The organism is Pseudochrobactrum sp. B5, from assembly GCF_001939785.1.
In the GTDB taxonomy this organism is placed as follows: Bacteria; Pseudomonadota; Alphaproteobacteria; order Rhizobiales; family Rhizobiaceae; genus Pseudochrobactrum; species Pseudochrobactrum saccharolyticum.
In genome coordinates, this window is record NZ_MOYL01000004.1 from 84,518 (window position 1) to 109,969 (window position 25,452).

22 protein-coding genes and 1 riboswitch are annotated in these 25,452 nt (G+C 52.2%); of the genes, 12 read left to right on the forward strand and 10 right to left on the reverse strand.

Annotated features, from left to right (window positions below; genetic code table 11):
• Positions 1 to 132 precede the first annotated feature (132 nt).
• On the forward strand, positions 133 to 1,050 hold the full coding sequence (locus tag BKD14_RS12695; RefSeq protein WP_075656538.1) for a LysR family transcriptional regulator: 918 nt from the start codon (positions 133 to 135) through the stop codon (positions 1,048 to 1,050).
• Between the two features lie 26 nt (positions 1,051 to 1,076).
• Here BKD14_RS12695 and BKD14_RS12700 read toward each other — a convergent pair whose 3' ends face one another.
• The 3 genes from BKD14_RS12700 to BKD14_RS12710 all read right to left on the reverse strand — a co-directional run bounded on the left by BKD14_RS12700 (position 1,077) and on the right by BKD14_RS12710 (position 5,844).
• Positions 1,077 to 3,125, reverse strand: coding sequence for a TRAP transporter permease (locus BKD14_RS12700; protein WP_075656540.1), 2,049 nt, complete (start codon positions 3,123 to 3,125; stop codon positions 1,077 to 1,079).
• A 153-nt stretch (positions 3,126 to 3,278) separates the two neighbouring features.
• Complete coding sequence (locus BKD14_RS12705; RefSeq protein WP_075656542.1) at positions 3,279 to 4,268, reverse strand: TAXI family TRAP transporter solute-binding subunit; 990 nt, start codon at positions 4,266 to 4,268, stop codon at positions 3,279 to 3,281.
• A gap of 154 nt (positions 4,269 to 4,422) precedes the next feature.
• Positions 4,423 to 5,844: a short-chain fatty acyl-CoA regulator family protein gene (locus BKD14_RS12710; RefSeq protein WP_075656544.1), complete on the reverse strand. Its 1,422-nt coding sequence runs from the start codon at positions 5,842 to 5,844 to the stop codon at positions 4,423 to 4,425.
• A gap of 276 nt (positions 5,845 to 6,120) precedes the next feature.
• Here BKD14_RS12710 and BKD14_RS12715 point away from each other — a divergent pair, with 276 nt between their 5' ends.
• The 8 genes from BKD14_RS12715 (at position 6,121) to efeO (BKD14_RS12750) (ending at position 15,016) form a co-directional block, all read left to right on the forward strand.
• Entirely contained in the window at positions 6,121 to 7,635 is a 1,515-nt protein-coding gene (locus BKD14_RS12715) for an MmgE/PrpD family protein (RefSeq protein ID WP_075656546.1), read from the forward strand.
• Between the two features lie 129 nt (positions 7,636 to 7,764).
• On the forward strand, positions 7,765 to 8,955 hold the full coding sequence (prpC, locus tag BKD14_RS12720; RefSeq protein ID WP_075656548.1) for a 2-methylcitrate synthase: 1,191 nt from the start codon (positions 7,765 to 7,767) through the stop codon (positions 8,953 to 8,955).
• A 23-nt stretch (positions 8,956 to 8,978) separates the two neighbouring features.
• Positions 8,979 to 9,890: a methylisocitrate lyase gene (gene prpB / locus BKD14_RS12725; protein ID WP_075656550.1), complete on the forward strand. Its 912-nt coding sequence runs from the start codon at positions 8,979 to 8,981 to the stop codon at positions 9,888 to 9,890.
• Positions 9,891 to 10,010: 120 nt separating this feature from the next.
• The gene (locus BKD14_RS12730) at positions 10,011 to 10,310 is read left to right on the forward strand and encodes a zf-TFIIB domain-containing protein (RefSeq protein WP_075656552.1); all 300 of its coding nucleotides are present in this window, start codon (positions 10,011 to 10,013) and stop codon (positions 10,308 to 10,310) included.
• Positions 10,311 to 10,801: 491 nt separating this feature from the next.
• Complete coding sequence (gene efeU / locus BKD14_RS12735; protein WP_075656554.1) at positions 10,802 to 11,623, forward strand: iron uptake transporter permease EfeU; 822 nt, start codon at positions 10,802 to 10,804, stop codon at positions 11,621 to 11,623.
• Between the two features lie 9 nt (positions 11,624 to 11,632).
• Positions 11,633 to 12,811, forward strand: coding sequence for an iron uptake system protein EfeO (gene efeO, locus BKD14_RS12740; RefSeq protein ID WP_083647112.1), 1,179 nt, complete (start codon positions 11,633 to 11,635; stop codon positions 12,809 to 12,811).
• A 3-nt stretch (positions 12,812 to 12,814) separates the two neighbouring features.
• A complete protein-coding gene (gene efeB / locus BKD14_RS12745; protein WP_075656559.1) occupies positions 12,815 to 14,131 on the forward strand; it encodes an iron uptake transporter deferrochelatase/peroxidase subunit in 1,317 nt (438 codons plus the stop codon).
• A gap of 66 nt (positions 14,132 to 14,197) precedes the next feature.
• Positions 14,198 to 15,016, forward strand: coding sequence for an iron uptake system protein EfeO (gene efeO, locus BKD14_RS12750; protein ID WP_022712012.1), 819 nt, complete (start codon positions 14,198 to 14,200; stop codon positions 15,014 to 15,016).
• Positions 15,017 to 15,068: 52 nt separating this feature from the next.
• Here efeO (BKD14_RS12750) and BKD14_RS12755 read toward each other — a convergent pair whose 3' ends face one another.
• The 3 genes from BKD14_RS12755 to BKD14_RS12765 all read right to left on the reverse strand — a co-directional run bounded on the left by BKD14_RS12755 (position 15,069) and on the right by BKD14_RS12765 (position 18,588).
• Positions 15,069 to 15,428: a DUF1850 domain-containing protein gene (locus BKD14_RS12755; RefSeq protein WP_075656561.1), complete on the reverse strand. Its 360-nt coding sequence runs from the start codon at positions 15,426 to 15,428 to the stop codon at positions 15,069 to 15,071.
• Positions 15,428 to 17,533, reverse strand: a complete 2,106-nt coding sequence (locus BKD14_RS12760; RefSeq protein ID WP_075656563.1) for a TRAP transporter permease — start codon at positions 17,531 to 17,533, stop codon at positions 15,428 to 15,430. Before BKD14_RS12760 ends, BKD14_RS12755 begins: the two co-directional genes overlap by 1 nt.
• A 101-nt stretch (positions 17,534 to 17,634) precedes the next feature.
• Complete coding sequence (locus BKD14_RS12765; protein WP_028233887.1) at positions 17,635 to 18,588, reverse strand: TAXI family TRAP transporter solute-binding subunit; 954 nt, start codon at positions 18,586 to 18,588, stop codon at positions 17,635 to 17,637.
• A gap of 507 nt (positions 18,589 to 19,095) precedes the next feature.
• Between BKD14_RS12765 and BKD14_RS12770 the strand changes: the two genes are divergently transcribed.
• A complete protein-coding gene (locus BKD14_RS12770; RefSeq protein ID WP_075656565.1) occupies positions 19,096 to 20,646 on the forward strand; it encodes an acetolactate synthase large subunit in 1,551 nt (516 codons plus the stop codon).
• Positions 20,647 to 20,680: 34 nt separating this feature from the next.
• On the opposite strand, the gene BKD14_RS12775 is transcribed toward BKD14_RS12770, so the two are convergent.
• Positions 20,681 to 21,655: an SRPBCC family protein gene (locus BKD14_RS12775; RefSeq protein WP_245293641.1), complete on the reverse strand. Its 975-nt coding sequence runs from the start codon at positions 21,653 to 21,655 to the stop codon at positions 20,681 to 20,683.
• Positions 21,656 to 21,733: 78 nt separating this feature from the next.
• A riboswitch (TPP riboswitch) is annotated at positions 21,734 to 21,832 on the forward strand.
• A gap of 66 nt (positions 21,833 to 21,898) precedes the next feature.
• Between BKD14_RS12775 and BKD14_RS12780 the strand changes: the two genes are divergently transcribed.
• Together BKD14_RS12780 and BKD14_RS12785 are read left to right on the forward strand one after the other, a co-directional pair.
• On the forward strand, positions 21,899 to 22,678 hold the full coding sequence (locus BKD14_RS12780; RefSeq protein ID WP_075656569.1) for a 3-oxoacyl-ACP reductase: 780 nt from the start codon (positions 21,899 to 21,901) through the stop codon (positions 22,676 to 22,678).
• Positions 22,678 to 23,967, forward strand: a complete 1,290-nt coding sequence (locus BKD14_RS12785; protein ID WP_075656571.1) for an LLM class flavin-dependent oxidoreductase — start codon at positions 22,678 to 22,680, stop codon at positions 23,965 to 23,967. Before BKD14_RS12780 ends, BKD14_RS12785 begins: the two co-directional genes overlap by 1 nt.
• A 125-nt stretch (positions 23,968 to 24,092) precedes the next feature.
• On the opposite strand, the gene BKD14_RS12790 is transcribed toward BKD14_RS12785, so the two are convergent.
• From BKD14_RS12790 to BKD14_RS12800, 3 genes are read right to left on the reverse strand one after another with little or no spacing between them, the layout of a single operon-like run.
• On the reverse strand, positions 24,093 to 24,692 hold the full coding sequence (locus tag BKD14_RS12790; RefSeq protein WP_075656573.1) for an ATP-dependent Clp protease proteolytic subunit: 600 nt from the start codon (positions 24,690 to 24,692) through the stop codon (positions 24,093 to 24,095).
• A gap of 41 nt (positions 24,693 to 24,733) precedes the next feature.
• Positions 24,734 to 25,090, reverse strand: a complete 357-nt coding sequence (locus BKD14_RS12795) for a hypothetical protein (protein ID WP_075656575.1) — start codon at positions 25,088 to 25,090, stop codon at positions 24,734 to 24,736.
• The gene (locus BKD14_RS12800) at positions 25,087 to 25,401 is read right to left on the reverse strand and encodes a metalloregulator ArsR/SmtB family transcription factor (protein ID WP_022712022.1); all 315 of its coding nucleotides are present in this window, start codon (positions 25,399 to 25,401) and stop codon (positions 25,087 to 25,089) included. The genes BKD14_RS12795 and BKD14_RS12800 overlap by 4 nt, the downstream gene beginning before the upstream one ends.
• Positions 25,402 to 25,452: the final 51 nt, after the last annotated feature.

Here is a 25,452-nt window from a genome sequence, read left to right on the forward strand (position 1 = left end):
ATATCTGCGGATATTTAAGAGAGCGGCCGTTTTTTATGTTTCTGTTCAAATATGCTGACATATCGTATAAGGCCTATTCTGAACCTGCATGCCTGTATGCAAAACAGGCAATCATGACGAAGGATCCGTATTGTGGAAATTAAGTGGGTTGAAGACTTTCTGGCGCTTGCTCATACTTTAAATTTCTCCAAAGCTGCAGATGAACGCCACGTTACCCAGTCTGCTTTCAGCCGCCGTATCAAGCAGCTGGAAACATGGCTCGGCACGACCCTGATTGACCGTGCGACTTATCCTTCGCGGCTCACCGAGGCCGGTGAGAAATTTATTCCGGTAGCGCAGGAAACACTGAAGTCACTCTATCAGGTGCGTCAGGGCTTTCAGGCAAACCAGACACTGGAAGCACAAACAATTTCTTTCATCGCATTGCATACATTGTCCTTCACATTCTTCCCGCAATGGGTGAAGGAAACCAGTGATAATACAGCGCCGGTTTTCACGCGGTTGCGGCCGGATACGGGCAGTGTTGAAGGTAATGTGAATGCGCTTGTTGACGGTGATTGCGATTTTCTGCTGACCTATGTGCATCCGTCTGTGCCACTGCTGCTCGATGCTGCAGACTTTGATTACAAAGTTGTCGGCTTTGAGCAGATCATTCCGATCAGCGCACCGGATGCTGATGGCAACCCGCTACATATGGTTGGCCGCGGCGAGCAACCGTTTGATTATATCGGCTATGAAAAATCATCCTTCTTCGGTCATTTGCTGAGCGAATTATTTGCGCTGAAAATGCCGGAACATCGTCTGGTTCATGAAGGCAGCATGTCGATTGGGCTCAAAGGCATGTCAATGGCCGGATGGGGCGTGGCATGGGTGCCGCACAGCCTTATTGCCGAAGAGCTGGCCACCGGCCAGCTGGTGCATGGTGCGGATATGTCATGGAATATTCCGCTGGAAATCCGTCTTTACCGCTCCAGAAACAATCAGCGTTCTGTGATTGAGAAATTCTGGAACCGGTTGCCGGATTTGAAACAGACAAAAGATGACCATTAAAAAGGGCGCTTTAAGCGCCCTTTTTATTATACCGGCTGTGCCTGCCGCACACCTGTCACTTGTCGCATCAGCACAGGAACGAGTAGTGCCAGACCCAGCAGGGATGTATAAATTTCCGGTACGACCAGCAGGATTGCCGCAATAATCAGCAGCACCTGTTCCCAGCGTTTGGTACGCACCAGCATAAAGCCGGACAGTGCAGCACCCAAGGCGGTAATCCCGATCACGCAGCCGATAAAGGCGGTGAAGAATTCGCCCCATGAGAAATTGGCATTGACCAGCAAGAGTGACGGCGAGAATACAAACACAAACGGTACCAGCACTTTACCCAAACCTAAGCGGAAGGCGGTATTACCGGTTTTAAACGGATCGGCACCGGCCATCCCCGCCGCCGCATAGGCTGCAAGCGCCACCGGCGGCGTGATATCGGCCAGAACCCCGTAATAAAACACGAAGAAATGCGCAACAATCGGTTCAACACCCAGCAGTGCCAGTGTCGGTGCGGCAATGGTTGCCATGATGATATAATTTGCCGTTGTCGGAATACCGCAACCCATCAGAATACAGACAATGCCGGTCATGATGAGGGTAAACAGCAAGGTCAGCGTTGAGGCACCGATCAGCGCGGCAGGCAGGAATGTGCCAAACCATGCGGCAATATCCGCCGCTGTTGTGGTCACTATATAAGAGATTTTGAAGCCGACACCGGTGAGTGTGACCACGCCGACAACAATGCCGACTGTTGCCGCTGCTGCACCGACGGCGAGGGCATATTTTGCACCGTCGCGCAGGCTTTCAAAAATCTCTTTGACGGACATACGCTTGCGCGGATTGAGCAGACCTACGGCAATACACAGCGTGATCCCCCAAAACGCCGCGAGATAAGGTGTGTAACCGGACAGAAGTACGCCAACCAGCACAACAAGCGGAATAACCGTCGGCCAGTCCCGTTTGAAAGCTTCTTTCAGATCAGGCATTTCATCCGGTGTCATGCCGCGCAGGCCTGTGCGCTTGGCTTCAAAATGCACCTGCATCAAAACGCCGAAGAAATGCATGAAGGCCGGAACAATCGCGGCAATAATAATGGTGGTGTAAGGCAGATTGAGGAACTCAATCATCAAAAAGGCTGCAGCACCCATGATCGGCGGGGTGATCTGACCACCGGTCGAGGAAGCAGCTTCAACTGCTGCTGCGAAATTGCGTTTATAGCCAAGGCGGATCATCGCCGGAATGGTGAGCGAGCCGACGGTTACTGTATTGGCAACAGAGGAGCCGGAAATCATGCCAAACAGCGCGGAGCCGAAGATCGAGACCTTGGCAGGGCCGCCTGCATAGCGCCCTGCAACCCATGCGGCACAATCAAGAAACAACTGTCCCAGACCGATACGGGTGGCAAAAACACCAAACAATACGAAGTGGAACACATAGGTAGCAACCACACCAAGCGCGATACCGTAAACACCCTGTGTTGTCAGATAAAGATGGTCAACGATCTGAGAAACGGACGAACCCGGATGCACCAGAATACCGGGCATGGACGGGCCGAAATAGGCATAAAGCATAAACAGCACGGCGATAATCGGCAGCGGCCAGCCGACCGAGCGGCGTGTGGCTTCCAAAAGCACGATAATCAGCAAACCGCCAAGCATCACATCGGTTGTTGTCGGATTGCCGACGCGGAAAGCCAGATCATCCAGCGGGATGAGCGGCACATGCATCACAGCAATGACAGCACCGATAGCCAGCGCCCAGTCGATAATGGAAATGCCGAGCGGCCGCAGCAAAGTGGATTTTGCCGGTTCCGTGTAACCTTTTGGCGAAAACGGAAACACCAAAAACACCAGACCCAGCACGAAAGCCAGATGGATGCCGCGATGCATGGTTTCAGACAGAATACCAAAACCGGTCGTATAATAGTGAAACAGCGAGAGAATAATCAGCAATGTGCCGACTATCCGGGCAGTGACAGGCAACAACGGGCGAAAGCGGATTTCTGAATCGAATTTCTCTTCGAGTTCACGCGCTTTTTCTTCATCCAGCTCCATAGGTTTCAACGATTGTTGCTCTGTGGTCATGGGGAAATTTCCTGAAAATATGGCTAAAGGCGCTGGCGTTCACGGCTGACTGTAGCAGCCGGACGCACTCGCCCGTCAAAATGCGTATTGTAAACCTGTGAGAAAATCCTGCACCGAACTGTATGAGAGTCCGGTGCAGGATGAATGGTGCTTTTATTTCAGCAGGCCGGCTTCTTTGTAGAAGCGTTCGGCACCCGGATGCAGCGGAATACCAAGGCTGGTCACTGCATTCTGCAGGGTAATCATTTTACCCTTCGCATGACCGGCATCAAGCGCCTTGCGGGTTGCATCATTCCACATGGTCTTGGTGATATTATAGACCAGCTCATCGGACTGTTTCGCGCTTGTCACCATCTGGGCGGCAACGGAAATTGTATCGGTTGCACCGACATCTTTATAAGTATCGGCCGGTACAGTATCCTTGGCGAAGAAGCTGTATTCTTTGAGGATTTTCTCCATTTCCGGTCCTTCAATCGGAACCAGAGAAATACCATTGGTGCTGGCGAGTTCGGAAATCGCACCGGTCGGATAGCCGCCAACGAAGAAATAAGCATCCAGCGCGCCGTCTTTCAGGCGGTCACCGGCAGGACCCGGTTTCAGATACTCGGCCTTCACGTCTTTTTCTGTCATGCCATAGGCACCAAGCACAATACGGGCATCGACAATGGTACCGGAACCTGGCTCATCAAGTGAGACGCGTTTGCCTTTGAGATCAGCAACAGATTTGATGCCTGCATCTTTACGGGCAACCAGATGCACGGTTTCCGGATAGAGTGTTGCGATCAGACGCAGATCTTCTACCTTGCCTTTGCCTTCATAAAGGCCGGTGCCGGTATAGGCCCAATAGGCGACGTCAGACTGGGTAAAACCGGCTTCAAGACCACCGCTTTGTACTGCATTAATATTGGCGACAGAACCGTTGGAAGAGACTGCGGTTGCCACCAGACCCGGAACGCCCTGATCGCCATTGCCGGAGATCGCATTGGCGATCAATCCGCCGATCGGATAATAAGTGCCTGCGGTACCGCCGGTGCCGATACGGAAAAACGAAGGTGATTGTGCAGTTGCAATGGTTACGCCGAGTGCTGCCGTTCCCAAAACAGCTGCGGCCATAAAGCGGCGAAAATTTTTGCCAAATTTCATATTCTCTCTCCCTCTGGAATATCCTCTGCAGTGAACATGAAAAGACCGGCGCGACTTGTCAACCTTTCTGATATAGATAGAAACCACATTATACTTTAGTATAATAAGAAAAAACTCCTTTGAATTCAGTGCCCTGACGGGAGGCAATTACTTCTCAGGCGGTCATATAAGGAGCAAAATTCGTCTGCGCCTCATCAACCTGTATTGTGGAATAGAGCGGCGGGAACGCACGTTGCGGGCATTTTTGCCGTTCGCAGATTTTACATCCTGCGCCGATCGGTGTGCGTGCCGCCGGATCATCAAGGATCATACCTTTGGAATAGACCAGCCGGTCGGCATGATGCAGATCACAACCCAGTGCAATGGCAAAGCTTTTTGAAGGCGCTTTATAACCGCCTTGCCGGTGGCGGATCATTTTGGCAATCCAGAAATAAGTGCGGCCGTCCGGCATTTCGGCCTGCTGGGTCAGGATACGATCCGGTGAAGAAAAAGCCGCATAAATATTCCACAGCGGGCATGTGCCGCCAAAGCGTGAAAAGTGAAAATCGGTTGCTGACTGACGCTTGGAAATATTGCCTGCACGATCCACGCGGATGAAGAAAAACGGCACGCCACGTGCCTCAGGCCGCTGCAAAGTGCTGAGCCGGTGGCAGATGGTTTCGAAACTCACTGCATATTTTTGTCCAAGTAATTCAATATCATAACGTAATTGTTCTGCACTTTGCAGAAAATGCATATAGGGCATCAGCACGGCACCGGCAAAATAATTGGCAAGCCCGATCCGCGCCAGCACCCGTGCTTCAGGGCTGGAAAATGCCGTCTTTTCCAGTAACTGATCCAGCAGATGTTTCTGCTCCATAAAGGCGATTTGCGTTGCCAGCTGGAAGGCCTGCTGTCCTTCATCAAGACGCGGGGAGAGAGAGAGAAGGCGGGTGCTGCTGTCGTAATGACGAACCTTGTCTGAACTGTCAGGCCCTGATTGTTCAACCAGCCGCACGCCGTGCATCTGCATTAGCCGTTCTGCCAGCGCATGTTTCATCTTGCCGATAGGCAGACCGAGTTTGTGGCTCAGCGCCTCACCTTCATGGTCGAGTTCCGGAATATAATTGCGGTGTGCATAGAAATATTCGCGCACTTCCTCATAGGGTGTGGAGAGCATCACCGGCAGATCGGCGGAGCGGTCATTGCCAAGCTGGTTTGCAAGATATGCAGATTGCTCCTGCGCCTCGCCAAGCTGTTTATGCATTTCCACAATCAGCCGTCCGACAGCGGGCATATTGGCGGCAAGTTCGCGGATTTCAGTTTTGCCGAGTTGCTCATTCAGGCGCGGATCGGCAAAAACTTCACGCAGATCGCTGAATAGCCGTGCCTCATCGGCTTCAGAAAAAAGCTGAACATCTATGCCGAAAGCCTCATTGAGCCGTAACAAAACCTGCACGGTCAGCGGGCGCTGATTATTCTCGATCTGATTGAGATAACTCAAAGAAATTCCTAGGCTTTTTGCCAGAGACATCTGGGTGAGCTGACGCTCTTCCCGTAGTTTTCTCAATTTTATGCCAACAAAAGTCTTACGCATTCTTCAGGCCCTCCCGACCTTTCAGATCAACGCTGTTCTCGTCATTCCTTTTATTTGCATGCGGTTTGCGAAACTGTGACGACTTCGCAAGTTTCACAATTTCACAAAAAATCACTGCCGTCACTTCGCTTTTTCAACCATAGGCGCAAAGATTTGCCGCTGTATAGTTGGTTTACAGAGTGCATTCGGCTTCGCAAGTTACACAATTCACTGCTGTCGGAGGACGGCAGAAACGGGTTGTCATAGTCTTTGGCTAAGACAGAGAGGGATTTTTCTGTGAAACTCCATAAAGTGCGTACCTATAAATCTGCAGAACATCTGGCGCGTGAAGATCAGCTGGCATGGAAATTTGCCGCCATGGCCGCCGATGATGTGCCGCTGGACGATGATGTTGTTGAAATGATCGGCAACCGTATCATCGACAATGCGTCTGTGGCGGCGGCATCACTGATGCGCCGTCCGGTTGTCAGCGCAAGAATGCAGGCACTTGCTCATCCTTATAAGCGCGGTGCCACAGTGTTCGGCCTGCCTGCGGATCAGCGCGTGTCACCGGAATGGGCAGCATGGGCGAATGGTGTTGCGGTACGCGAGCTGGACTTTCATGATACATTTCTCGCAGCCGATTATTCCCATCCGGCGGATAATATTCCGTCAATGCTGGCGGTTGCGCAGCATTGCGGATTGAATGGTTCTGCACTGGCGCGCGGTATTGCTACCGGTTATGAAATTCAGGTCAATCTCGTGAAGGGCATCTGCCTGCACGAATTTAAGATCGACCATATTGCCCATCTTGGGCCATCGGCAGCGGCCGGTATCGGTACCATGCTTGGCCTGAGCACTGAGCAGATTTATCAGGCTATTCAGCAGGGTCTGCACATCACAACCACCACACGTCAGTCCCGTAAGGGTGAAATTTCCAGCTGGAAAGCCTATGCGCCTGCCTTTGCCGGTAAAATGGCAGTGGAAGCCGTTGACCGTATCATGCGCGGAGAGGGTGCGCCGTCTCCTGCATGGGAAGGTGAAGACGGTTTCATTGCATGGCTGCTTGGTGGCCCGAAGGCTGAATATTTTGTGCCGGTGCCGGAAATCGGTGAGCGCAAACGCGCAATCATGGATACTTATACCAAGGAACATTCGGCTGAATATCAAAGTCAGGCGCTGATTGATCTGGCACGGCGTATGCGTTCAAGTGTCAAGGATTTCGCCAAAATTGCCAGCATTGTGCTGCATACCAGCCATCATACTCATTATGTGATTGGTACCGGTGCCAATGATCCGCAGAAAATGGATCCGAATGCCAGCCGTGAAACGCTTGACCATTCGATCATGTATATTTTTGCAGTCGCACTGGAAGACGGCACATGGCACCATGAACATTCCTATGCACCGGAGCGTGCCAAACGTCCGGAGACAGTTGCGCTGTGGCACAAGGTTAGCACGGTGGAAGATCCGGCATGGACAAAGCGCTATCACAGTCATGATCCGAATGAAAAAGCCTTTGGTGCCCGTGTGGTGATTACCATGCAGGATGGTTCGGTGATCGAAGATGAACTGGCGCTGGCCGATGCGCATCCGTTGGGCGCCCGCCCGTTCAAACGGCCGGATTATGTCCGAAAATTCCGCACACTGGCTGAGGGTATTATCAGCGAGCAAGAGCAGGATCGTTTTATCAAAACCGTTGAACGCCTGACCGAATTGTCAGCAGATGAACTGGCCGGTCTCAATATCACAGCGCTGCCGGGCAAATGCGAACCGGGCAAAGCGCATGGCATTTTTGACTGGCAGAGTTGAGTGGGTCTCTGCGGGTGCCGCATTTGATGGCACCCGTTATCCGCAACGCACAATCTGAGTTGCAGGCATTAGCTCCGCGATGATCCGGGAGGGATCGGAGATGGTGCTTTGTAACCAAGGGAGAGAATGATGAGCATTGCAGAAAGTGAAACAAATGCACCGGTGACACCGCCAAAAAAGAAATCCGTGGCTTTGTCCGGCGTGGTTGCCGGTAATACTGCCCTTTGTACCGTGGGGCGCAGCGGTAATGATCTGCATTATCGCGGCTTCGATATTCATGATCTAGCCTTGCAATGCGATTTTGAAGAAGTCGCGCATTTGCTGGTGCATGGCACGCTGCCGACCAAACGCGAATTGATTGCCTATCAGCAAAAGCTCAAAGCGATGCGTGGTCTGCCGACCAATGTGAAAGCGGCGCTGGAGTTGCTGCCTGCGGCAAGCCACCCGATGGATGTGATGCGTACAGGCGTCTCTGTTCTCGGCTGCGTGCTGCCGGAAGTCAGCGGCCATCCGCAAGCGGGTGCCAAAGATATTGCCGACCGGCTAATGGCTTCCCTCGGTTCCATGCTGCTCTACTGGTATCACTTTGCCCATCATGGCCGCAGGGTGGAACTGGAAACTGATGATGACACAATCGGCGGGCATTTCCTGCGTGTTCTCCACGGCAAAGAACCGACACCGGCAGCCGTGCGGGCGATGAATATCTCGCTGATCCTCTATGCGGAGCACGAGTTTAACGCTTCCACTTTCACGGCGCGTACCATCGCAGGCACAGGCTCAGACGTTTATTCCTGCATTGCCGGTGCTATTGGTGCGCTGCGCGGGCCGAAGCATGGCGGCGCCAATGAAGTGGCGCTGGAAATTCAGCAGCGTTATGCCGATCCTGATGAAGCGGAGGCCGATATTCTGCGCCAGCTGGAGCAGAAACAGGTGGTGATCGGTTTTGGCCATCCGGTCTATACGATTGCTGATCCGCGCAATGAAATTATCAAAAAAGTTGCACTGGAACTGTCGGAAGAAGCCGGCACAACCAAAATGTTCGACATTGCCGAGCGTATTGAAACGGTGATGATGGACAACAAGAAAATGTTCCCGAACCTCGATTGGTTCAGCGCTGTTTCCTACCACATCCTCGGTGTGCCGACCGCAATGTTTACGCCGCTTTTTGTGATTGCCCGCACCTCCGGCTGGGCAGCGCATATTATCGAACAGCGAATCGACAATAAGATTATCCGTCCGTCCGCGAATTATATCGGCCCTGACAATCTGACTTTTGTGCCGATTGATGAACGATCAGCATCCACTCCCAAGACTATTTAACTGAGACAGCCTGAGTGAGTATCATGCCTTATTTATCTGCTTCCGATCTGCCAACCAAACCCGCCGGTGAGCGGTTCCGTGAATTGATGAACAGACCCGGCATTGTGCAATTGCCGGGTGCGCATAATGGTATGGCCGCCATTCAGGCACGCAATGCCGGTTTTGAAGGGCTTTATCTCTCCGGCGCGGCTATGACGGCCTCAATGGGCTTGCCGGATCTCGGTATTATCACCGTGGACGAGGTGGCGTTTTTCATTCGTCAGATTGCCCGCTCCAGTGGTCTGCCGCTCGTGGTCGATGGCGACACCGGCTATGGTGAGGCGCTCAATGTGATGCATATGGTGCGCACATTTGAAGATGCAGGCGCTGCTGCCGTACATATTGAAGATCAGTTACTGCCCAAAAAATGCGGCCATCTGAATGATAAAAAACTGGCCGGTGCCGAGGATATGGCGGCGAAAGTGGCTGCTGCTGCCAAGGCACGCCGTCATCTCTATCTGATTGCCCGTACCGATGCCGCTGCCAGTGAAGGCATGGACGGCGCTGTGGCACGTGCCAAGCTTTATATGGAAGCTGGTGCCGATGCGATTTTCCCGGAAGCGCTGAACACGGCTGAAATGTTCCGTGAATTTGCCAGACGTATGCCCGGTGTGCCGCTGCTCGCCAATATGACTGAGTTTGGCCGCACCCCTTTCTTCACCGCGCAGGAATTTGAGGAGATGGGTTATAAAATGGTGATCTGGCCGGTGTCCTCTTTGCGCGTTGCCAATAAAGCGCAGGAAAAACTCTATGCCACGATCAAGCGTGATGGCGCCACCAAAGCCATGGTTGATGAAATGCAGACCCGTGCCGAACTTTATGATGCAATCGGGCTGAACCAGTATGAGGAACTTGACCGAACCATCATCAAAAGTATTGTTCCGTCAATGGATTAAGCGGAATTTGTCTGATGAGATGAAATATGGGCGGGCAGAGATAAAACTGTGGTCTCGCACTTGAAAAACCACAATTCGCAACCCAAGTGCAAATCCTGACCAATCAGGAGGCCCTTAATAATGCTTTGCCCTATCGATAATACCGAGCTTGTTATGTCTGACCGGCAGGGAATTGAAATCGACTATTGCCCGAAATGCCGTGGTGTATGGCTGGATCGTGGTGAGTTGGACAAGATTATTGAGCGCTCAGTTCCTGCAGAACCTGTGCGCACAGCGAGCAAGGATGATCATCGCTCCGACAGCCGCGGTCATGACCGTGATCGCGATTATGACCGTGACCGTCGTGATCATGATGATTACGGCCATGGCAAGCCATATCGTAAAAAGAAATCGCTGCTGGGCGAGTTGTTCGACTTCTGATCTGGCAAGCTAAAGCATGTCGCGGAAAAGTGGATACCGGTTTTCCGAAAACGGCATGTGGAAAGACAAGGAGACAGAGCGAGCGCAGTGGATAGAATTAAACGCGACACGCTCTGTGACAAGCAGGAGCCTGCACCGGAATCACCGGTGCAGGCTTTTTAGTTTTTAAGATCCTGATGCCGGTAAAAACGGCTACTCGTTTGCAGGTAAACAGGCGGCTTCATTATGATGATTGTATTTTTATGAGTTTTTAAAAAGGGATAGAGATTTTCTGCCGGTCTTCGGGTTTTTAGAAAAATCTGCCCGCTCCCATGTTTTTGCGTTGTCGGAAATAGCAGTTTCATGTAAAAGGTGACTTTAATTTACATGTTTAATTGTCTTTGCTTAGACCTCTGCTTTTACTGAATTAGTGATCGTTCCGGCCGGGCATTTTCATTGTTGCGCAGGCTTTTCCGGCTTGCATTTGTTTAAACGACACTGAGAGCAAGCCGATGTTGGCACCGTTTCTGATTATGTTGCGTGAGGGGCTGGAAGCTGCTCTTCTCACCAGTATTATTGCGTCTTATCTGAACAAGACCGGACGCTCATCCTATATGCCTGCCGTCTGGATCGGCATATTTCTGGCTATTGCGCTGTCTTTTCTGGCGGGTGCCGCCTTGCAGATCATCAGCGCTGAATTTCCGCAAAAAATGCAGGAATTGTTCGAAGCCATTGTCGGCTTTGTTGCGGTGATCGTGCTGATGTCCATGGTGCTGTGGATGAAGAAAGCCGCACGCTCCCTCAAAGATGAATTGCAGCATTCCGTTGAACATGCACTTGCCGCGAAATCAGCGACTTGGGCCCTGATTGGTATGGTATTTTTTGCTGTGGCGCGTGAGGGGCTGGAATCCGTGTTCTTCCTGCTGGCGATTTTTCAGCAGAGCGAAGGCTATGCGGCGCCGCTTGGTGCTTTTTTGGGCGTAGCCGTTTCTGTCGTACTCGGCATGTTGATTTATCAGGGCGGGTTGCGCCTGAATTTGCGGCTGTTTTTCCGCTGGACAGGTATTCTGATTATTTTCGTTGCTGCCGGTTTATTGTCCGGCTCACTTCGCAGCCTGCATGAGGCTGGCATCTGGAATTATTTGCAGGCACCGGCATGGGATCTGAGCCATGTGCTGCCGCTGTCTACACCGCTCGGCACATTGCTGTCCGGCCTGCTCGGCTATCACGATACACCGGCGATTGGCGAAGTGATTGCCTATTTTGTCTTCCTGTTTGCGGCACTGGCCATTTATCTGCGGCCGGTACCTGCACAAAAAACCGCTGCTGCGTAAGAGGCTATGATGAGTAAGAATCCATCCGCACCTTCATCAGGCCTTATGAAACTGGCTGTTGCCGGTTCTGCTGTTTTGGCAGTGGCTGCAGGCGGGTTGTTTTATTATGCAACCATCACGAAAAACACGACAGGCAATGAAAAGCTGATCCCGATTGAGGTTGGTGCCAAAGCCTGTGAGCCGATGAATCTGACCTTGCCGTCCGGTTTTCACAGTTTTGAAATTCACAACCGTTCCGACCGCCCTGTTGAGTGGGAAATTCTCGACGGTGTGATGGTCGTAGAAGAGCGCGAAAATATTATCCCGGGCATGAAATCCGTGCTGCGTGCGCAGTTGCTGCCCGGTGAGTATGAGATTACCTGCGGTCTGCTTTCCAATCCACGTGGCAAATTGACGGTAACGCCGTCCGAACATTCGAAAGCAGCTGTAGCGGCCAAGCCGGATATCCGCGCTTTCATTGGTATGCTCTCGGAATATAAAGTGTTTCTGGTTATGCAGAGCAATGCGGCGCTTAAAAATACGCAGGCATTGCAAGCAGCAATTGCCGCAGGCGATGTGCAGGCAGCGCGCACGGCATTCTCGCAGGCGCGTGAAGCCTATGAACGCACAGATGTGCTTTCCGGCCGTTTCTCCGATCTGGCGTCTAAGATTGATCCTCTCGCTAATTATCTGGAAAAACGCGAGGAAGACCCCGCATTTACCGGTTTCCACCGTATTGAATATGGTCTGTGGGCGCAGAACAGTACCGCAGGACTGGATATTTTTGCCAGTCAGTTGGCAACTGATCTGACCGAGCTGAAAGAGCGCCTGAAAACCACGAAACTGACGCCGGATATGCTGCTGCGCAGTCTCGCTACCTATCTGAACCAGCAGGCTGAAGGTGCCGTTATTGCCGGTGATAATGCCTATTCGCATCTTGATCTGGCTGACCTGACGGCAAAACTCGACGGCGCGGAAAAAATTCTCACTTTGCTGAAACCGCTCAGTGAAAAACCGGCAGCGGGCGAAACACAAAATGCACTTTCTGCCTTACAGGATGTGCGACAGGAACTAACGACCTTATCGGCAGGGAATCCTGAGCGTTCCTATGCGGAAATTGATGACGCAGCCCGCCGCGCTTTGGCGGAAAAAGTGAAAACACTCAGCCAGAAAATCACCGCACTGATGTCTGCAATCGGATTGGAGTAAGTGATGAAAAAGGAAGAGAATAAGCTCACTGCAAACCGCCGTAATGTCCTCAAAGGATTGGGGCTGGCCTTAGGCAGCACAATGACTGCGGGGACTGCAGGTTATGCGCAAGCTTCATCGGCTCCGGTTGAGCATCATGTGACCGATGCGCCGGTCGGCAGCAATGGTTTTCATCAGCGCCAGCCTTTTTATGGCATTCATCAGTCCGGTATCACCAATGCCCGTCCTGCACATGGTCTGGTTGCGTCTTTCGATGTACTGGTGAAAACACCGGATGATCTGGAACGGCTGTTTCGCACTTTAACGCAGCGCATAGTTTTTCTCACGCAGGGCGGCACACCGCCGGAGCTTGATCCGAAACTGCCGCCTGCGGATTCCGGTATTATCGGCCCTGAAATCCGGCCGGATAACCTGACGATTACGGTAGGTCTTGGCGATAGCCTGTTTGAGCATCATCCGTGGCTAAAAGCCCATAAGCCGAAGCTTTTGCAGCGCATGACCAAGTTCCCGAATGATGCACTGGTGGCTGATCTCTGTCACGGTGATCTGTCGCTGCAATTTTGCGCGAATACGCCGGATACCAATATTCACGCTTTGCGCGATATTCTGAAAACCATGTCTGATCTGGTTTTCCTGCGCTGGAAACAGGAAGGCAATGTGCCGGTGATCCCGCCTTCGCCTTCCGGTGAGGTTGAAAGCGCACGCAATTTTCTGGGCTTCCGTGACGGTTCAGCCAATCCTGATGCCGGTGACAGTGCATTGATGAACCAGCTGGTCTGGGTGGGAGGAATCCATCAGGAGCCGGATTGGGCAGCCAATGGCTCCTATCAGGCTGTGCGTATTATCCGCAATTTTGTGGAGCGTTGGGATCGCACACCTTTGCAGGAGCAGGAACTGATTTTCGGGCGCAAGAAAATGTCCGGTGCGCCGATGGATGGCACCAAGGAAAGTCAGGTACCGGACTATTCCAAAGACCCTGAAGGTAAAGTCACGCCGATGGATGCGCATATCCGTCTTGCCAATGACCGCAGCCATGCCACGCAGAAAAATCTCATTCTGCGCCGTCCGTTCAATTATTCCAATGGTGTTACCAAGTCTGGTCAGCTCGATCAGGGGCTGCTTTTCATTTGCTATCAGGCCGATTTGGAGCAGGGCTTTATCACCGTCCAGCGCAAACTCGATGGCGAGCCGCTGGAAGAATATATCAAGCCGGTCGGCGGCGGTTATTTTTATATTTTACCGGGTGCAGTGAACGAGAAGGATTATCTCGGCAGCACTCTGGTTGAGGCTATCCGCAACCATCCGGATAACAAGGTTTAACCCACAACCGTTTGTATGAACGGCTGCAACTCTAAAAACATGAAGCGTATCAGAAGGACGTCTGTAATGAAGTTTGGATCTTTACTTGCCGCCTCGGTACTTGCCTCCTGCCTGTCTTTTCAGGCTTTTGCGCAAGACACCACCTATGACCTCGTTGAGCCGCTGGCTGAATATAAAATCTATGTCAGTGAAAAAGTGCAGAAGTTGGAAGAAGACACCAAGGTCTTTACCGATGCTGTGAAAGCCGGTGACGTGGAAAAGGCAAAGTCCCTCTTTGCGCCAACCCGTCTGAGCTACGAAGCCATTGAACCGATTGCGGAACTGTTCAGCGATCTGGACGTGGCGATTGACAGCCGCGCTGACGACTGGGAAAAGGCGGAGCAGGATCCGGGTTTCACAGGCTTCCACCGTATTGAATATGGTCTGTGGGAAAAGAACTCGACTGAAGAGCTGACACCGGTTGCTGATAAGCTGATGGCTGATGTGAGCGAGCTGAACAAGCGTATTGCTGATCTGACTTTCCCGCCGGAAAAAGTTGTCGGCGGTGCGGCAGTGCTGATGGAAGAAGTGGCGGCAACCAAAATCTCCGGTGAAGAAGACCGTTACAGCCACACTGATCTCTGGGATTTCAAAGGCAATTTTGACGGTTCCCGCAAGATTTTTGATCTGGTTCGTCCGCTGATTGAAGCGAAAGAAGCGGAATTCACCAAGAAAGTGGATGAAAACTTCAACACTGTTTCCCAGACACTTGATAAATACAAGGAAGGCGAAGGCTATCAGAGCTATGACAAGCTGACTGAAGCAGATCGCAAAGTGCTCTCCATTGCAGTGAATACGCTGGCGGAAGACCTGTCGACATTGCGCGGCAAGCTCGGTCTGAACTGATCTGAGTATTGTTTAAAAAACGCCCGATACCATTTCTGGTATCGGGCGTTTTTTATTGGCATTGCGTGATTTTAATCGGCTGTTCTGCAGTCGTGCCAAGCTCGTGGCATTGGCCATTTGCACAGAGTTTCCAGCCGCTGACCGTCTCACCGGAGGCTGCCAGAACCAATTCCTGACGCGGCGGGATTTTCGGCACATAATGATACCATCCATCCCGTAACACAGCGCCTTCCGGTGGTTCCATACCTGCACCGGAGCCTTGCACACGGGCTTCTGTGAGCACAAAACCTGCCGGTGTAATCTGCCAGTCTTCCTGCCATGGTATTTTCTCGACACTATGTGTCCATTGCAGCATGAAAGATGTGGTCGCTATCCGCAGCACACCGGCTGCGGATAGTGCACAGAGTGCCATCAGGCGGCTTTCATCTGTGGCTCTCTGGTATTCCACCAGTGCCACAGCAGGAAGGCCATACAGGCAGCAAAGCCGATCTCATCACTGAGCGGATAGGTTGCCAGCATCATCGCGGCCGCTGCAAATGCCCAGACGCGTTCCCAGATTTTCAGGTGACCGCGCAAGTAGCCGATTGCCGCGGCTCCCCACATCACAATGCTGAGCAGAGCTTTGCCGATCATATAGGCAACAGCAGGCCAGAAGCCCATACTTTCCGCCAGCGGGCCGCCATCCTGCAACATGATAACCGGTGCATAAACCGCCATAAACGGTACGGCAAAACCGGCAACCGCAATACGCACGGCCTGCATCCCGATTTTCATGCCGGACTCTTTCGCAATCGGCGCAGCGGCAAATGCAGCCAGTGCAACCGGTGGCGTCAGATCGGCCATGATCCCGAAGTAAAACACGAACATATGCGACACCAGCAGCGGCACATCCAGCATCAGCAAAGCAGGGCCTGCAATGGATGAGGTGATGATATAGTTCGGAATTGTCGGGATACCCATGCCGAGGATCAGACAGGTAATCATGGTCAGCACGAGCGACAGGAACAGGGAGTTTTCACCCACACTCACAATCACACGCGCAAAGCTTGATCCGGCACCGGTGAGTGCAAGCACGCCGATAATCACACCGACAAGCGCACAGGCAATACCAACAGGCAAGGCGTTTTTTGCACCCTCTGCAAGGCTTTCAAGGCAAAGGCGCAAAGTCGCACGGCCACCGCGAATGGTGAAATTGACAAGAACCAATGCGGCAATCAGCAACAGGATCAGCGTGATGCCACGAATTTCCTGTCCCAGAATATTAAAGCTGGTGCCGAAGGCAGCTGCGGACATCAGACCCAGTGCAACCCAGAACAGCACACGCACTGCCATTGGCATATTGGCAGAGACCGGCACGCCGAGAATAATCAGTGCGGTCAGTCCCATACCCACGGTTCCGGCGAAGAGCGGCGTATAGCCGGAGAACAGCAGCCAGACCAGTGCCACAAGCGGCAGGATCAGATACCAGTGCTTGCGCAAAGCACCGAGTGCACTTGGCAATTCAGCCTTTGACAGGCCTTTAAGACCAAGGCGACCGGCTTCCAGATGCACCATAATGAAAACGGTGATGAAATAGAGCACTGCCGGCACAATCGCCGCCTTGACGATTTCGAGATAAGGCAGGCCCAGCGTTTCCGCCATGATGAAGGCGACAGCGCCCATCACCGGCGGCATAATCTGGCCACCCATCGAGGCAACAGCTTCCACGCCACCGGCAAAAGCAGGCTTGAAGCCGGAGCGTTTCATCAGCGGAATGGTGAAAGCGCCGGTGGTTACCACATTGGCCACGCCGGAACCGTTGATGGTGCCCATCAATGCGGAAGAGATCACCGAAACTTTGGCAGGGCCACCGCGCGACGAGCCGACAGAGCCCATCGCCACATCATTGAACAGCTGGATCATGCCCGCGCGTTCAAGAAACGCGCCGAACAGAATAAACAGGAAAATATAGCTGGATGAGACGTAAATCGGCGTGCCGTAAATACCTTCTGTTCCCAGAAACAGCACTTCAACGACCTGTTCAAAATCATAGCCGCGGTGGTTGAGCGGTGAGGGCAGATACTGGCCGAACAGACCATAGGCCAGAAAGATCAGACAGATCAGCGGCAATGTCCAGCCCATCATGCGCTGCCCTGCCCAGAACACCAGAGCAACGGCAAGCACACCGATCACAATATCCTGCATTTCCGGCTCACCGGCACGCAGGATCAGATCATTATAGAAAACCCAGTGATAGAAGCTGACGGCAAAAGCCAGAATGGCGGTTGACCACATCAGCAATTTTTTAAATGAACCGCGCGGGGCTGCATTGGCATAAAGGCCAAACAGCAGCAGCAGCAAAAAGCCGACGTGAACGGAGCGGACAACCTGACTTGGTAAAGGTGAATAGGCCGCAGTCCAGAGCTGAAAAACGGAGAAAGCAACGGCAATGCCAAACAATATTTTGGCGCCGGTGCTGACACCCCAACCCGGAATATGTTCGGCCGATTCAACCGCATTGTTTTCTGAAGATGACATAAATTTAAAACCGCAAAAAATGACAGGAACAGGCGGTCAGAAAAGGCTGCATATTCTGCGAGATACAGAATATGCAGCCTTAAAATCCGCTTCAGGCGTGATTATTCAATGCCTTTTTCTTTGTAATAGCGCATCGCACCCGGATGAATCGGGGTTGGCGATACGATCGTGCTCTTGTCGAGTTTGATCATTTTGGCTGCGGAATGAGCTGCAGTCAGCTGATCCAGATTTTCAAACAGACCTTTGGTCATTTGATAGACCAGTTCTTCATCCATATCCGGACGTACGATCAGATAATTGATGACCGATGCCGTGGTCACATCTTTGTCCTGACCGGTATAGGTATTTGCCGGAATAGTGTTGACCTGATATGGCGCCCCGATTTTTTCAATAATATCGGCAGGCACTTCCACTACATTGATCTCAACCGCATTGGCCAGATCGCGCAGCGATGCAACGCCAAGACCGGAGGACTGCAAAGTGGCGTCCAGCTGACGGTTTTTCATCAGTTCCACGGATTCCGCAAATGGCAGATATTCAACTTTACCGAGATCGCTGTAGGAAAGACCGGCAGCGCCGAGAATGGTTTTCGCATTCAGCTCGGTGCCGGATTTCGGCGCGCCGACGGACAGGCGTTTGCCCTTCAGATCCGCCAGCGTTTTAATACCGGATTCTTTGGAAGCAACGATCTGCACATAGTTCGGATAAATCGCGGCCATTGTGCTGATATTTTCCAGCTTCTTTTTAAAGCCGGCTTCTTCATTGCCTTCCCACGCATCGCGCAGGGAATCGCCGAGTGTGAAAGCGATTTCGCCACGGCCGCTATTGATCAGATTGATATTCTCAATCGAGGCTTTGGTTGCCTGCACAGACGGGCGGGCATCAGGAATGCCGGAATAGATTTTTTCAAGGGCAACACCCATCGGGTAATAAACACCGCTTGTGCCGCCGGTCAGAATATTGATGAAATTTTGTGCATTTGCTTCAGCTGCAGCAAATGTCAGTGTGACCGCTGCAAAGGCTGATAAAAGTGATTTTTTACCCAAATAACCCATGAAATCCTCCATATTTCACTCATGGGCGGCTTTTCCTCAGTCATCAACTCTCCCGGTTGTGACTGTGACCGCCCGTATAATATCTTGCTGTAAGCCGGTAGTTCAGAACAATCCCCGATTAACATCACCAAGACATTTAATGTACAAAAAGAGCCCTAATCATCCTAAAGTATTAGACAGACAGATAAAATGTAAAATAGAGGCTCTGTTTCGCAGGTGATTTTTTATGAAGTCGCCATATTGTGCAACCAAAAATTTGTGACCGGCCTGCCTGCATTTAAAAACATGTCATATTAAATTTTAAATAACTGATTTTATTAAATTTATTGAAACATGATGCTTGTGCATAAAATTATTCCGAAACACTGATAGGCAAATGGAATAGTTTTGCGCAAAGCTTGCGACATGAGCGCAAAGCCGGATATAGCTGTTGCGGCTCACAGTGATAGCGCATGGAGGAAACGCGTGATCTCTAGACTGTGAGAGCAAGCATAATGGGAGTGAGAAATGAACGGTGCTGATAGCCTTTGCGACACCCTGCTGGCGCATGGGATCGATGTCTGTTTTGCCAATCCGGGCACATCAGAAATGCATTTTGTGGCTGCGCTGGATCGCAAGCCGCAGATGCGCTGCGTGCTGGGTCTGTTTGAAGGTGTGGTAACAGGTGCCGCCGACGGCTATGGCCGTATGGCGGATAAACCGGCAGCAACTTTGCTGCATCTGGGTTCCGGTCTTGGTAATGGCGTTGCCAATCTGCATAATGCGAAACGTGCAAAAACGCCGATTGTGAATATTGTCGGCGATCATGCAACCTATCATCTGAAATATGATGCACCTCTGACCAGTGATATTGAATCGCTGGCGCGTCCGGTTTCCGGCTGGGTGAAAACGTCTAAATCCGCAGATGATATTTCGGCAGATACGGCGGAAGCCTATGCCGCAGCCTGCAATGCACCGGGACAGGTGGCAACGCTGATCCTGCCTGCCAATACCGCATGGACTGAAGCACCGCAGCAGATTGTGCAGCCTTTGAGCCGTCCCGAACGTCGTAAAGTTGATGCGGAGGCCGTGCGTGAAGCAGCTCAGGCGCTACGCAATGGTAAGCGCACACTCATCCTGCTCGGTAATCTTGCTCTGCGTGCGAATGCGCTGGAAATCGCCAGCCGTATTGCGCAAGCATCCGGTGCTCGTATTCAGGCACAGCAATCTAATGGCCGTATTGAGCGCGGTGCAGGGCGCGTTGCTGTTAATCGCGTGCTTTATCGCGTGGATGATGCACTGGCCGATCTGGCCGACATTGAACAGGTTGTGCTGCTCGGCGCGAAAATTCCGGTCGCCTTCTTCGCCTATCCGGGTAAGCCGAGCACTTTCCTGCCGAAAGGTTGCACTGTGGTTGATTATGCCGGTGAAGCCGACGATCAGCTCTATGCATTGCAAGCGCTGGCCGATGAAATGAACATTCCGGCATCTGTCACGCCACTGCTCAATCAGCGTGGTGAGAAAGTGATGCCGACCGGCACACTCGATGATGATAAAATCAGCGCGATTGTTGCATCACTCCTGCCGGAAAATGCGATCATCGTCGATGAATCCATTACATCCGGTCGTGAAATGTTCGGGCTGACGCATAATTCAGCGCCGCATGATTTTCTGCAGCTGACCGGTGGTGCAATTGGTATCGGCCTGCCACTGGCAACCGGTGCGGCAGTAGCCTGTCCGGATCGTCAGGTCGTAGCTTTACAGGCTGATGGCAGCGGTATGTATACGATGCAGGCACTGTGGACTCATGCTCGCGAAAACCTGAACATCATCACCATCATTTTCGCCAATCAGCGTTATGCGATCCTGCATGGTGAATTGCAGAATGTTGGTGCCGGTGCCCCGGGACGCAATGCGCAGCGCATGTTCGATCTGGTTGAGCCGACGATTGATTGGGTGAGCCTTGCCAAAGGTGTTGGTGTTGAAGGCGCACGCGCTACCACAGCTGAACAATTTGCTGATTTGTTTGCTGCGGCAAGCAAACGTAAAGGCCCGTTCCTGATCGAAGCCCTGATTTAAAATAGTTGCGGCAGGGCTTAGCCCTGCCACAACCTTACACTTGAGCTGCTTTTTCTGAGCGTTCCTTAATGACATTCAGCACAATGGAATGGAAATCATTGAGGAAAATCTGTCCCCACCAGTCGCAGTAAATATTGATCGGCGTTGCAATCCGGTATTGAGTTTTCAGTGTCAGACGCGTGCGGTTTTCATCAATCACTTCCAGCAGATATTCACCATAATCCAAGCCCAGATAGTCACTATTGACGCTGATATGCGCTTCAACAGCTTTCGGGATTGAGGTGTCGCTGAAACGGAAATCCCAGCGCAGATAGCGGTTTTCCTGCCAGCCGGTGATAATTTCTTCAAAATTAACACCTTTGCCCCATTTCAGATGGCGCACGGCACCTACACCGGAGCCGGTAATACGGGCATCTTCGGGTTTCGGCACGCCGACAATGCTGTGGCTGAAAGTCATGCCCAGTTCATCGGGGCGGATATCTGGGATTTCCAGCGTATTGTTCCAGATTACATGGGCAGGGGCATTGATCTCGATTACAGTTGTGACCGAGCTAAAATGATCCTGATATTCAATCTGATTTTCCAGCGGCAGAGCGAGAAAAGGCAGGGCGATCACAAATGTAACACTGCGCTTAGCCTGATAATTACGTAAGAGCCGCATGGTAACATAAACACCAAGCGCTGTGCCTGCGAAGAGAAACGGCGCGGCCATGGCGACACAAATACCAGCCTCACCGAAGATAATCATCGAGATGAGGATAAAGCCCAACATGCAGAGCATGGCGGTTTTCATATGTTTGCGGATGCTGCCTGTGCCTTGCGGGTCAATCTGAATGATCAGCAGGCTGGTAATCGCCATCGGCATCAGGATCAGGCCGGTGATAAAGGCCATGCCGCTGCCTTCGCGGACCAGCCATATGAGGATGTATAGCAGCACCGCATAGAGCGTTGTTGCAATGATGCTGAGCCAGAACCGGTCGGATGAAGGGGCAGTGTTATTTTCAGACATAGGGTTTCTTATCCGGCTTGATCCGACAGAACAACCACGGAGGCTTGTCCGCAGTGATTAAACTTGCTAGAGCATTGCGTGAATGACACGGGGTGTCCTGTTTTACAGGGCTGAGATTTTAAACCCGTTGAACCTGATCCAGCTCATACTGGCGAAGGGATGTCTGTGTGCCCAGCCGTATTCTATGCGGTGTAAGCCCTTATTCCCTTGGCCGTCCGTATTCTTTTAGGCGAGGGAAATTATATGTCTGATCCAGTTAATCTGCCACTTCACCAGCAACTCGTACTTGTTACCGGCGGCGCGCGCGGTCTGGGGCGCGATCTCGTTAAAGCCTTTTTGCGCGAGGGCGCACGCGTTGTGATTAATTATCACACCAGTGCGGATGCGGCAGCGGAACTGACTGCTCTGGCACCGGAAAAGACACTGGCGGTACAGGCCGACGTGACCGATGTTGCTGCCATGCAGGCACTGTTTGCCAAAGCTCAACAGCATTTTGGCGCGCCGGTGACGACTGTCGTCAATAATGCTTTGCCGGCTTTCAGCTTCAACGGTGATGCCCGCGCTCATGCGGATGCCATCAGCTGGGAGCAGATGAGCCAGCAGATGGAAGGCATTGTGCGCGGGGCGCTCAATACCACGCAAGCTGCTTTGGCTGGCATGAAGCAGGCTGGTTTTGGCCGTATCATCAATATTGGCACCAACCTGTTTCAAAATCCGGTTGTGCCGTACCATGATTACACGGCGGCTAAAGCCGCTCTGCTGTCACTGACCCGCACACTTGCGCAGGATCTGGGTGAGAAGAATATCACCGTCAATATGCTGTCCGGCGGTTTGTTACGTACAACCGATGCGTCTGCTGCAACGCCGGAAGCAGTGTTTGATTATATCGCCTCTGCCACGCCGTTGCGCCGCGTGACCACGCCTGCGGAATTTGCCGATACAGCATTGTTTTTTGCCTCACCATGGGCGCGTTCCGTGACCGGACAAAATCTGGTTGTGGACGGCGGCTTGGTGAAAAACTGATGCGGAAAATGCACCTCAATCTGTTTATCTTCGGCTGCGGACATCACCGTGCTGCATGGCGGCATCCGCAATCCGCAGTCGAGCAACTCAGTGATATCAGCTATTACACAAATCTGGCGCAGATTGCCGAGCGTGGCAAATTTGATGCGATTTTCTTCGCCGACTGGCATGCGATTGATAATATTGCGGACGGACCACGCAGCTATTTTGACCCGCTGACATTACTGGCAGCACTGGCGGGCGCAACCGATAAAATCGGGCTTATCAGCACGGTTTCCAGCACCTTCACAACACCGTTTCATGCGGCGCGTATGCTGGCTTCGCTAGATCATTTATCGAAGGGGCGTATCGGCTGGAATGTGGTGACATCCATGTTTGACAGTGAGGCGCGTAATCATGGCTATGAGAGCATGCCGCCCCATGAATGGCGCTATGGCCGTGCGGCAGAGTTTATCGAAGCGGTGCAGAAATTATGGGATTCATGGGATGCGGATACGATCACTTGTGACCGTGCCGGTGATTATGCGCGTAAAGACGGTTTGCGCGCTATCCACCATAAAGGCGAGCATTTTACCACGCAGGGGCCGCTGACCATTCCGCGTCCGCCGCAGGGGCATCCGGTTCTGTTTCAGGCCGGTGCATCGGATCAGGGCAGAGCATTGGCAGCGGAAAAAGCCGAGGCGATTTATGCCGTGGCTTATGATCTGCCAGCTGCGCAGGATTATTACCGTGATATTCAGCGCCGTGCAAAACTTGTTGGGCGGGAGAAGGGCATTCCGGTGATGCCGGGTCTGGTGACTTATGTGGCTTCCACGCAGGCAGAGGCGAAAGCCAAACAGCGGGAACTCGACGAGCTGCTGCCGACAGGAGATTCCCTTCGCCAGCTTGGGATGTTTATCGGGCAGGATTGCTCCGGTTGGGAACTGGATGCTCCGGTGCCAGCTTTGCCGCCGCTGGAGGACTTTACGGGGCCGAAAGGACGCTATGCAACAATCCTGCGGATTATTGAAACGGAACAGCCGACATTACGGCAATTGCTCGGGCGTTTGGCAGCAGGTGGCGGACATTGCACAATTGTCGGCACTCCTGAGGGAATTGCTGACCAGATGGAATTGTGGTGGCGTAATGAAGGGGCGGATGGTTTCAACCTGATGCCGCCGTCATTGCCTTCCTCGATTGAGGACTTTGTTGAACAAGTCGTGCCGGTTCTGCAAAAACGCGGCTTGTTCCGCACAGATTATCAGACAGATACGCTGCGCGGGCATCTGTCTTTACCGCTCAAGCACTAGAGCGATTTACGTTCATGTTGGATCGCAGTGTTCGCTCTAAATTCCTTAGTCTGTCGCATTATCACGGGCGTCAATTTGATCCAGCTTGACTATGAAATGCTCTGGTTTCTCATGAAGGCAGCCGGTCAGAGTGACCGGCTGTCGAGAATTTTATCAATCAAACCCCATTCCAGTGCTTCCTGTGCATCCATGAAACGGTCGCGATCCAGAGTTTTTTCAACCTCTTCATAGCTGCGGCCGCAATGTCTGGCGTAAAATTCGATAACGCGGTGTTTGGTTTTGCGCATCTCTTCGGCCTGAATGAAAATATCGGATGCCTGCCCCTGAAAACCGCCAAGCGGCTGATGCACATGCAGACTGGCATTGGGTAATGCTGCACGAAAGCCCGGTTCTCCGGCCATCAGCAGAAATGAGCCCATGGAACGGGCGGTTCCCATGCATAATGTGTGCACCGGCGCGTGAATATAATGCATGGTATCGTAAATGGCCAAGCCACTGGTGATCGCCCCGCCGGGGGAATTGATATAAAGGCTGACCGGCTTTTTCGGGTTTTCCGCTTCCAGAAACAGCAATTGTGCGCAGACCAGAGCGGCCACAGTATCATTGACCTCGCCATTGAGGAAAATGATCCGCTCGCGCAGCAGACGGGAGTAAATGTCGAAAGAGCGCTCCCCTTTTGCTGACTGTTCAACAACCATAGGGACGAGTTGCATCATCTCGCGCATCGGCAAGCTCCGTTCTTGAGAGATTATAAGGCTGTTATATTTTACGCAGCACGCATGACAGACTGCATATTGGTATTGGCTGCCTGTGGTTTGAGACGCAGGCGCGCATCATCAAGCTCATGGATAATCGTGAGATTGGTGCCGCCATTGTCATTGGCGGCAATCTGAAAAGTGACGACACTTTCAAGATATGGTGGTTCCGTTTCCCGCATTCTGTAAGAGGCTTGTTGCTGCGGAATAATGGCAGACGGTTCTGTCTCACTCAGGCCGGCGTCCGGCAGCCAGTTTGCCCGTAGTTCAGGAATGCTGATCGCACGCCAGACTTTTTGCGGGCTGGCATCCAGATCATATTCAAAGACAAGGCGGACTGCATTTTCTGTATGCTCTTCCTGTGTCATTGATCCATATCCTTCAGCAGGGTTTTGAGGGCATCAATACGTGCAGGCCAGTAAGCGCGGTATTTTGCAAGCCATTGGGCGATGAGGGCAAGCCCCTCAGGATCGACTTCGTAATTCACGAAGCGTCCCTGCCGTTCTTCCCTGATCAGTTTAGCGCTGCGAAGAACTGCAAGATGCTGGGACATTGCCGGCTGGCTGATGTCCATACCTTCGCGCAGGGAGCTGGCATTCATACTGCCGGTTGCCAGTTTTTCAAAAACAGCGCGTCGTGTCGGATCGGCCAGAGCCTTGAAAATATCGTTTTCTGTCATGTCTAATAGATAAGCATAGACTTATGTGATTCGCAAGGACGCTGTAAAAAT